This window comes from Labedella endophytica (genome assembly GCF_003990045.1).
GTDB classification, from domain to species: Bacteria; Actinomycetota; Actinomycetes; order Actinomycetales; family Microbacteriaceae; genus Labedella; species Labedella endophytica.
Genome location: NZ_RZGZ01000006.1, coordinates 110,316 through 120,130, shown reverse-complemented (window position 1 = coordinate 120,130; position 9,815 = coordinate 110,316). Strand labels below are relative to the sequence as shown.

Below are 9,815 nucleotides of genomic sequence, written 5' to 3'. Positions count from 1 at the left end.
AGACGATGTGTTGCATGCCGCGGGAGTCGATCATCTTCTCGATGGCTTGGACGGAGATCGGGGTGTCCATGCCGTCGATCGCGCCGACGCCCCAGCCGGCGTCGAGCGCGGCCTGCGTGACGGTGACGGAGATCGCGGGGGCTGATCCGGCGAGCTGTGGTGCGTCCTTGACGCGGGCGGCGGCGCTGAGGATGTCGGCGAGGGTGTCGTGCCGCTTCTGCTGCGGGAGCCGGTCGTCGACGTGGTCGATCATCGAGTCGGGGTCGTCGGTGAAGGACACCTTCCGCAGGTGAGCATCCACGAGGCGCTTCAATGACGCCCCGACCTCGAGTGTGAGTAGTCCGTGCACGGGGATGAGGCCGTCCTGTGTCTCGCGTCCGATCCGCAGGGAACGCTTCCGCCGCGCCACTTCCTCTCGTGGGAGGACCCCGTCGGGGTCGATCAGTTCGAGGAACAATTGCACCTGGCCACGGACCAGGTCCGCCCGTAGCGGCGGGTGCTCAGGAGTGCCCGCAGCGAGCTCGACGAGAGACTCCTCCGCCTGCAGGAGCACGGTGTCGCCGACACGGTTGCCGACGCCGTCGAGTGCGTCGATGAGGATCGTCGCGACGTCGATGCTCAGGTTGCCGGCAAACACCGCGGCGGCGACCACGGGATGGGCCGATCCTGTTTCAGCACCCGTGAGTGAGACGCCCGCGTTCAACGATTCCCCCACCCGGATGCGCCGCTTCGCGTCCCGATCCGCAGCCGAGGTGAGCATCGCGACGGCATCCACCGCGGACGCGTATCCAAGAGCCCCGAGGGTGTCGATCGGGCCCTGCGTGCGCTTCTCGGCCTCCCCAGCCAGGGCGATCCGTGCGGCGTCGACGAGGCGCCCCAGGTCTTCGACCTCCCGGAGCGCGGCGATGTAGTCGGTGGCGGACAACCTCTCCGGCGCAAGAGCACCGACGGGCTCGGCGAGGAGGGCGATTGCGTCTGCGATCCGCCCCCGGAATGCCGCCCCCTGTGTCCTCATACGTCTAGTGAACACGACACCACCGACATTCGAACGGTATCCGGAAAAGGAGTCAGTTTCTCATCGAATCCCGACCTGTGGACGACACGTGAGCGGACGTTTCGGCGCGGTTAGCACCCTTCGACAGGCTCAGGGGCGGTAGCTCGGTCGCCGAGCATGACAGAACGGCCCCAGGGACGCGAGGGCTACATGTACGTATCGAGGGCGCTAGCTCTACGTGGCGCCCTCGCTCGGGAGTAGCCCTTTCGCGCGAGGAGGTCACAGGTTGCTGAGGACGTCGAGGCGGAGCTGGGCGATCACCGCGATCACGACGTAGGCGAGGACCGTGGCGAGCGGCACCCACCGGAGGACCGCCTTGCCCGCGCGTCGGGCGCCGGCACCGAGCGGGAGCGCGCCTTCTGCGACCACGTAGGCCGTGACCGCGAGGAAGGAGGGGATCGTGACCGACCACGTGACCATGCACCACGGGCAGAGGGTGCCGAGCACGAAGATGCTCTGCGTGATCAACCAGACGACGAAGGAGATCGCTCCGACGAATCCGAGCCAGAAGATCACCCAGAACCACCGCGCGAAGCGCGCGCCGGCGAGCAGGGCGACTCCCACGACGATGGGCGCGATCCACGCGGCCAATCCGATGAGCGGGTTCGGGAAACCGAAGATGGCTCCCTGAGGGGAGTTGAGGTTCTCGGTGCACTGAACGAGGACGCTGAAATCGCATCCCGCGGCGCGCCCGGGATTCTCGAGGGCCTCGATCTTCTCGATCGTGAGCGAGAAGGCGGCCCACCACCCGATCATTCCCGCGACGATCAGAAGCAGGGCGAGGGCGACGGGGCGCCGCGTCGAGGAGGTCGGGATCACGCCACGATTATGGCACCAGCGATCCGGGAGAACCCCGAGCGCACGGCATGGGTGATCCGTGAGCGCTCCGCCCGAATGTGCGCGACCGCTCGACCGTGCGATAATGACGTCAGACGAGTTCGACCCGCGCGTCGGACGCTGTCGTCAAGATTTTTCAGGCTCGGCCCCCGGACATCGGGAGCCGATGAGCGGTTCCACCGGCACTTCCGTGCCACGGTCCGCGACATCGGTCCGAATCCAGGGACTCCTCGCATCGTCGAGGGGCCTGAAGTAGTCGGTCACGAAGGCCGACGGTGCGCGGCCCGGGTGAGCGAGAGAGCCCACCCCGGTCGCCATGAACACAGGATTCGCTCGAACCGCTTCGGCGGAATCGAGCTGGAAGATTCCCGGGACAAGGCGCGGCTCGCCCGGACGAGGAGTGCACCAGAGATGGTGAAAGACAACGAGCAGTCAGTCGGCGCAGCCGAAAACAACGAGGACGTCGAGAACGAGCGGGGCGAGAGCTTCACCGCAGAGGTCGTCGTCGAGCAGGACTCCGTCGACGCCGGTGGGAACACGTCGGCCGCCGGGTCCTCGGACGAGGCGGGAGCCGACGGCGGTGCGACCGCCGAGTCCGCGGAAGCGTCGGATCCGGGCAATCCGTTCTCCGGCGTTCCGATGAGCACGACGACCCTGATCTTCCACGCACCGGCGATCGCGCCGCTGCCGCCCCTGTCACGCGACGAGCGTCCCGACCTCGACGACGAGGACGAGGATGACGACGACGACGAGAACGGTCGCGGCTCCAGCATGCGTCGTCGCTCACGTCGACGTCGCGGTGAGGACGGTGGCCGGGGGAACGGAGAGCCGCAGCAGTCCTCGAACCGCGGTCGCCCGCAGCGCGAGCCGGAGCTCATCACCGAGCCGCAGCGGGTCAAGGGCTCCACGCGCCTCGAGGCGAAGAAGCAGCGTCGCCGCGACGGGCGCGACGCCGGCCGTCGCCGCGCCGTCGTCACCGAGGCGGAGTTCCTCGCTCGTCGCGAGTCCGTCGACCGCGCGATGGTCGTGCGCTCGAAGGACGGTCGTATCCAGATCGGCGTTCTCGAGGACGGCGTGCTCGTGGAGCACTACGTCGCTCGCAATCAGGACGCGTCCCTCATCGGCAACGTCTACCTCGGTCGCGTGCAGAACGTCCTCCCGAGCATGGAGGCGGCCTTCGTCGACATCGGTCGGGGCCGCAACGCCGTGCTGTACTCCGGCGAGGTCGACTGGGACGCCGCCGCCGAGAACTCGAGTGAGGGCAAGAACCAGCCCCGCCGCATCGAACTCGCGCTCAAGCCCGGCGACAAGGTCCTCGTCCAGGTGACGAAGGACCCGGTCGGTCACAAGGGCGCCCGGCTCACGAGCCAGGTGTCGCTGCCCGGCCGCTATCTCGTCTATGTGCCCAACGGGTCCATGAACGGCATCTCGCGCAAGCTCCCCGACACCGAGCGTGCGCGCCTCAAGCGCATCCTCAAGGAGGTGCTGCCCGAGAGCTCCGGCGTCATCGTGCGCACGGCTGCCGAGGGCGCGACGGAGGAGCAGCTGACCGTCGACGTCAACCGCCTGACGTCGCAGTGGACCGAGATCAGCCACTACGCCGAGTCCGCTCAGGCGCCGGCGCTGCTCCACTCGGAGCCGGACCTGCTCATCAAGATCGTCCGCGACGTCTTCAACGAGGACTTCCAGCGTCTCGTGATCGCCGGCGACGATGCGCTCGAGACGATCCAGACGTACGTGCGTCAGGTGGCCCCGGACCTCGTGGACCGCATCGAGTCCTACGACGGACAGCGCGACGTCTTCGACGAGTTCCGCGTGAGCGAGCAGATCGAGAAGGCGCTCGACCGCAAGGTCTGGCTCCCCTCCGGCGGTTCCCTCGTGATCGACCGCACCGAGGCCATGACCGTCGTCGACGTCAACACCGGGAAGTTCGTCGGTTCCGGTGGAAACCTCGAGGAGACGGTCACGAAGAACAACCTCGAGGCCGCTGAGGAGATCGTCCGCCAGCTGCGCCTGCGCGACATCGGCGGGATCATCGTCGTCGACTTCATCGACATGGTCCTCGAGACCAACCGCGACCTCGTGCTCCGACGCCTCGTCGAGTGCTTGAGCCGCGACCGGACGAAGCACCAGGTGGCCGAGGTCACATCGCTCGGTCTCGTGCAGATGACACGCAAGAAGCTCGGCCTCGGGCTCCTCGAATCGTTCAGCGAGCCGTGCGAGACCTGCGCGGGTCGCGGCGTCATCGTGCACCACGAGCCCGTCGCGAAGGGCGGCCGGCCCGCTCACAGCCCGAGCAGCGCTCCGAGCGGTCCAGACCGTCGTCGCAAGGGTGGCCAGAACGGCAACGGCGGCCAGAACGGCCAGCAGCAGGCCCCGGCCGCAAAGGCTGCTCCGCACGCCATCACGGACGACGCGAAGAATGCGCTCGCCCAGATCGCGGCCTCCACGATCAGCAACGCTGCTGGTCCCTCGACCGACGAGTCGACCTCCGAGGAATCGGCGGCTCCCACCGTCGAGTCGATCGACATCGTCGAGGTCGACGGCACAGCGTTGTCCGTCGAGGCGACCCTGGGTGCGACCGCCGAGACGCCGGAGACCGTCCCCTCCTCCGAGTCCGCGTCCCACGACCTGTTCGACGTCACCGACGCGCAGCCCTCCGAGGACGCCGCCGTCGCGGCTCCCGCGCCCGTCGAACGCCGTCCTGAACGGGCCCGTGAACCGCGCAAGGGCCGCCGCGGCGGTCGGGCGTCGTCCGAGAGCGTGCTCGGTCCGATCGAGACCCGTGAGCCGGCCGATGCCACGGTCGCGATTCTCGACATCCCGATCGCACCAGCCGGCGCAGCCGGTCAGCGGGTCGACAAGCGGGCGGCCGAGGACCTCCTGGGCTCCGTGCTCGATGCACTGCCCGAGCCGAAGCGGCCCGGCCAGGGTCGCGGTCGCAGCCGGCGCGTCTCGACCGCCGCCCTCACGGGCACGCCGATCGCGCACGACGACGACACGGACTGATCGGTCCGATTCGCGCGACGCATCCCGGTCCCCGCCCGCAGGGACCGGGATGCGTCGTTCAACGGTCCTTCGCCCGGATGCGCAGTCCCGACGCGATGAGGCGCCTCGTCAGCTCGTTCGCGGAGACGGGGACGGCACCGGCCGCGACGAGGCGCTCCCGCTCGCTGGCCGGCACGTCGTAGTGATCCCGATCGAAGCTCCTCGGCGGGAGACCGGCCGCTCTCGCGAAGACCTGGAGCTCGTCGATCGATCGGTCACTCACGAGGTGCGACCACAGGGTTCCGTGCGCCGGCCACAGCGGGGGATCGATGAAGACGGTCATATCCGGAGTCTACGAGCCGCGCCGCGCCGCGCGTCATTTGCCGGGAACGCCTTCGATGACGTAAACTCGACCCTTGGTGCGCACAGCTTATCCCTGTGTCCGAACCGAAGTTTTCTGAACCGGCAGACTTTCGATCCCACGGGGTCTGGCGCGGACAGTGACACTTTCCAATTCCAAGCCAGCGAGCGCGAGCTCCCGGGAGAAGTAGGTACGAAGTGGTTTACGCAGTAGTGCGAGCCGGCGGTCGCCAGGAGAAGGTCGAAGTCGGCACCATCGTCACGATGGACCGCGTCAAGGCGGATAAGGACGGCAAGCTCACGCTCGCCCCGGTCCTCCTCGTCGACGGTGACTCGATCACATCCGACGCGAAGTCCCTCGAGAAGGTCGTCGTCTCGGCCGAGGTCATCGAGAACCTCCGTGGTCCGAAGATCATCATCCAGAAGTTCAAGAACAAGACCGGCTACAAGAAGCGTCAGGGGCACCGTCAGGAGCTCACGCGCGTCAAGGTCACCGGAATCAAGTAGCCAGAGGAGACACAGACATGGCACACAAAAAGGGTGCGAGTTCTACTCGCAACGGTCGTGATTCCAACGCCCAGCGCCTCGGCGTGAAGCGCTTCGGTGGTCAGGTCGTCCTCGCGGGCGAGATCATCGTGCGCCAGCGGGGCACGCACTTCCACCCCGGCGTCAACGTCGGACGTGGCGGCGACGACACGCTCTTCGCGTTGTCGGCCGGTGCGGTCGAGTTCGGCCACAAGGGCCGCCGCAAGGTGGTCAACATCGTGGCGGCCGCCGAGTAGACGGTTCGTTCCGCCCTCGGGCGGATCTCCAGGCAGGGGCGAGCTTCGGCTCGCCTTTGCCGTTTCTCGGGGGAGACCCCGAACAGCACGATCGGCACCCGGTCTTCGGGGGCCGCGATGATCGATGAGATCGAATAGGACGTGGTTCAGATGGTCACCTTCGTCGACGAGGTGACTCTGCACCTCCGCGCCGGCAACGGCGGGAACGGTTGCGTCTCCGTCCGCCGCGAGAAGTTCAAGCCCCTCGCAGGGCCCGATGGTGGCAACGGGGGCAACGGCGGGGACATCGTCCTCGTCGCCGACCCGCAGACCACGACGCTCCTCGGCTACCACCGTGCCCCCCACCGCTCATCGCAGAGCGGCGGCTTCGGCATGGGCGATTACCGCAACGGTACGACGGGTGAGATCCTCGAGCTCCCCGTGCCCGTCGGCACGGTCGTGCGGGACACGGACGGAGAAGAGCTCGCCGACCTCGTCGAGCCCGGAATGCGCATCGTCGTCGCCGCCGGTGGACAGGGTGGCCTCGGCAACTCCGCCCTCGCCAACACCAAGCGCAAGGCCCCCGGGTTCGCCCTGCTCGGCACCCCCGGGTGGGAGGGCGACGTCGTCCTCGAACTCAAGACGGTCGCCGACATCGCCTTCGTCGGGTACCCCTCCGCCGGTAAATCGAGCCTCATCGCCGCGGTGTCCGCCGCCAAGCCGAAGATCGCCGACTACCCCTTCACGACCCTCGCCCCGAACCTCGGCGTGGTCCAGGCCGGCGAGGTGCGGTTCACCGTCGCCGACGTGCCCGGTCTCATCGAGGGCGCGAGCGAGGGCAAGGGGCTCGGTCTCGACTTCCTCCGCCACGTGGAGCGGTGCTCCGCCTTGCTGCACGTGCTCGATTGCGCGACGCTCGAGCCGGGCCGCGATCCGATCAGCGACCTCGACGTGATCCTCGGCGAGCTCGAGGCCTATCCGGTGCCGGAGGGCCAGACGCCCCTCACGGAGCGCCCGCAGCTCATCGCCCTCAACAAGGTCGACGTGCCCGACGGCCGCGACCTCGCCGCCCTCGTGCGTCCGGAACTCGAGAGCCGCGGGTTCCGCGTCTTCGAGATCTCGGCCGTGAGCCACGAAGGCCTCCGCCAGCTGACGTTCGCCCTCGGTGACATCGTCTCCGCAGACCGCGAGGCGAAGGCAGCGGCTCCCGCGCCCGAACGCATCGTCATCCGGCCCACTGCGGTCGACGAGCAGGGCTACGAGATCAAGGTCGAGGGCGGTACCTACGGACCGGTCTTCCGGATCCTCGGCGCGAAGCCCGAGCGCTGGGTGGCGCAGACCGACTTCACGAACGACGAGGCCGTCGGCTTCCTCGCCGACCGGCTCGCGAAGCTCGGCGTCGAGGACATGCTCATGAAGAAGGGAGCCGTCGCCGGCTCCACCGTCGTCATCGGACCCGGCAGCGGCATCATCTTCGACTGGGAGCCCACGCTCACCTCGGCCGCCGAGCTCATCACCACCCCGCGAGGAGCCGACGCCCGCCTCGACATGAACGAGCGCCCCACGCGCGGTCAGCGTCGAGACCACTACTTCGATCGCATGGACGCGAAGGCCGAGGCCCGCGCCGAGCTCGAACGCGAGCGCGAGGCCGGTCTCTGGAAGGACGGGGACGAGGAGCAGAACGAACCGCTCGAGAACGATGACGCTCGCTGATCGATCCGCGGTGCGCGGTGCGCGCCGCGTCGTCGTCAAGGTGGGCTCCTCGTCCATCAGTGGTGACAATGTCGGCGCCATCGAGCCGCTCGTCGACGCTATGGCGGAGGCCCATGGCCGCGGCGTCGAGATCATCCTCGTCTCGTCCGGCGCCATCGCGACCGGGATGCCGTTCCTCCGTCTCTCGTCGAGGCCTACGGATCTCGCAACCCAGCAGGCCGCAGCGGCCGTGGGTCAGAACCTCCTCGTGCACCGCTACCAGCAGAGCCTCGACCGCTTCGGGATCGTGGCCGGCCAGGTGCTCCTGACGGCGGGGGACCTCGAGAACCCCACGCACCGCAGCAACGCTCAGCGAGCGATGGAGCGACTCATCGGACTCCGGATCCTGCCGATCGTCAACGAGAACGACACGGTCGCGACCCACGAGATCCGCTTCGGCGACAACGACCGGCTCGCGGCGCTCGTCTCGATCCTCGTGAAGGCCGACGCCCTCGTCCTGTTGAGCGACGTGGACGCCATCTACACCAGGCCGCCGGCGGAGCCCGGCGCCGAGCGCATCGCGGTCGTCTCGGACGGATCGGAGCTCGACGGGGTCACGTTCGGCGCCTCCACGAGTGGTGTCGGCACCGGCGGCGCGTCCACCAAAGTGAGCGCGGCCCGTCTCGCCGCCTCGACGGGCACGGGAGTGCTCGTCACCTCCACCCGCCGCGTCGCCGAGGCGCTCGACGGGGCCGACATCGGCACCTGGTTCCTTCCGACGCCTCGATAGGATCGGGGTCATGACCGAGATGACCGTCGAGACCTCCCTGCTCGAGCGTTTCGAGGCCGCGCGTGCCGCGTCCATCGTGCTCGCGACGAGCACGGGGCAGCAGCGCCGTTCGGCCCTGCTCGCCGTCGCCGATGCGATCGAGGCCCGGAGCGGCGACGTCGTCGACGCGAACGCGCTCGACCTCGCGAACGGCCGGGAGATCGGCCTCTCGACGGCCCTGCTCGACCGGCTCGCCCTCTCTCTCGAGCGCGTCGGGTCGCTGAGTGCCTCCGTTCGGGAGATCGCCTCGCTCCCGGATCCGCTCGGTCAGACAGTGCGGGGCTCGCGGCTCGGCAACGGGCTCAAGATCGATCAGGTCCGGGTGCCCTTCGGCGTCGTCGGCGCGATCTACGAGGCACGCCCGAACGTCACCGTCGACGTCGCGTGCCTCGCCCTCGCGAGCGGCAACGCCGGCATCCTGCGCGGTGGCTCGGCGGCCGAGCGCAGCAATGCCGTGCTGGTCCAGATTATCCGTTCGGCGGCGGAGTCCGTCGGGCTGCCGGCCGATGCGGTCCAGACCATCGACGACTTCGGACGCGACGGTGCGACCGCCCTGATGCAGGCACGCGGGTATGTCGACGTCCTCGTACCGCGGGGGAGCGCGAGCCTCATCGAGACGGTCGTGTCCTCCTCCACGGTGCCCGTGATCGAGACCGGGTCAGGTGTCGTGCACATCGTGCTCGACGAATCGGCCAGGGAGGACTGGGCGGTCGACATCGTGCACAACGCGAAGGTCCAGAGACCGAGCGTGTGCAACGCCGTCGAGACCCTCCTCGTTCACGCAGCGGCGGCCGAACGACTGCTCCCGCCCGTGCTCGACCGTCTCGCGGCCTCCGGCGTCACCGTCCACGGGGACGACGCGACGCGCGCGATCTGGCCCGCTGCGGTGCCGGCGGACGAGGACGAGTGGGCGACCGAGCACCTCAGTCTCGACATCGGGGTGCGGGTCGTCGACTCGATCGACGACGCGGTCGCGCACATCCGGCGCTTCTCCACCGGACACACCGAGTCCATCCTCACCGAGGACGTCGCCACGGCTGAGCGCTTCCTGGCCGAGGTCGACTCGGCCGTCGTGATGGTCAACGCATCCACGCGTTTCACCGATGGAGGGGAGTTCGGCTTCGGCGCCGAGGTCGGCATCTCCACCCAGAAGTTGCACGCCCGTGGCCCGATGGGACTCGCGGAACTCACGTGTACGAAGTGGATCGTGCGCGGATCGGGGCAGAGCAGGGCCTGACCGTCCGATCCCGCGCCGCGTGGGGTCGTCGGGCCCGACGGCGAGCGGATAGACTGG

General features: G+C 68.7%; 9 protein-coding genes. 6 read left to right on the top strand and 3 right to left on the bottom strand.

What is annotated here, in order from left to right:
- Together ELQ94_RS16715 and ELQ94_RS16710 are read right to left on the bottom strand one after the other, a co-directional pair.
- The coding region (locus ELQ94_RS16715) for a DUF222 domain-containing protein (protein ID WP_127051504.1) at window positions 1–1,015 on the bottom strand (1,015 nt) is incomplete at its 3' end.
- Window positions 1,016–1,273: 258 nt separating this feature from the next.
- Window positions 1,274–1,870 (bottom strand): vitamin K epoxide reductase family protein, encoded by a 597-nt coding sequence (locus ELQ94_RS16710; protein ID WP_424977550.1) that lies wholly within the window; start codon window positions 1,868–1,870, stop codon window positions 1,274–1,276.
- 432 nt (window positions 1,871–2,302) lie between these two features.
- Between ELQ94_RS16710 and ELQ94_RS16705 the strand changes: the two genes are divergently transcribed.
- On the top strand, window positions 2,303–4,900 hold the full coding sequence (locus ELQ94_RS16705) for an Rne/Rng family ribonuclease (RefSeq protein ID WP_127051502.1): 2,598 nt from the start codon (window positions 2,303–2,305) through the stop codon (window positions 4,898–4,900).
- Between the two features lie 58 nt (window positions 4,901–4,958).
- Here ELQ94_RS16705 and ELQ94_RS16700 read toward each other — a convergent pair whose 3' ends face one another.
- Window positions 4,959–5,222, bottom strand: a complete 264-nt coding sequence (locus ELQ94_RS16700; RefSeq protein ID WP_127051501.1) for a DUF4031 domain-containing protein — start codon at window positions 5,220–5,222, stop codon at window positions 4,959–4,961.
- A gap of 215 nt (window positions 5,223–5,437) precedes the next feature.
- On the opposite strand from ELQ94_RS16700, the gene rplU reads away from it, so the two are divergent.
- The 5 genes from rplU to ELQ94_RS16675 all read left to right on the top strand — a co-directional run bounded on the left by rplU (window position 5,438) and on the right by ELQ94_RS16675 (window position 9,758).
- A complete protein-coding gene (rplU, locus tag ELQ94_RS16695) occupies window positions 5,438–5,746 on the top strand; it encodes a 50S ribosomal protein L21 (RefSeq protein WP_127051500.1) in 309 nt (102 codons plus the stop codon).
- A 17-nt stretch (window positions 5,747–5,763) separates the two neighbouring features.
- Window positions 5,764–6,021 (top strand): 50S ribosomal protein L27, encoded by a 258-nt coding sequence (gene rpmA / locus ELQ94_RS16690; RefSeq protein WP_127051499.1) that lies wholly within the window; start codon window positions 5,764–5,766, stop codon window positions 6,019–6,021.
- A 150-nt stretch (window positions 6,022–6,171) separates the two neighbouring features.
- Entirely contained in the window at window positions 6,172–7,713 is a 1,542-nt protein-coding gene (gene obgE, locus ELQ94_RS16685; protein ID WP_127051518.1) for a GTPase ObgE, read from the top strand.
- Window positions 7,700–8,482, top strand: coding sequence for a glutamate 5-kinase (gene proB / locus ELQ94_RS16680; protein ID WP_127051498.1), 783 nt, complete (start codon window positions 7,700–7,702; stop codon window positions 8,480–8,482). Before obgE ends, proB begins: the two co-directional genes overlap by 14 nt.
- 10 nt (window positions 8,483–8,492) lie before the next feature.
- A complete protein-coding gene (locus tag ELQ94_RS16675) occupies window positions 8,493–9,758 on the top strand; it encodes a glutamate-5-semialdehyde dehydrogenase (protein ID WP_127051497.1) in 1,266 nt (421 codons plus the stop codon).
- Window positions 9,759–9,815 lie beyond the last annotated feature (57 nt).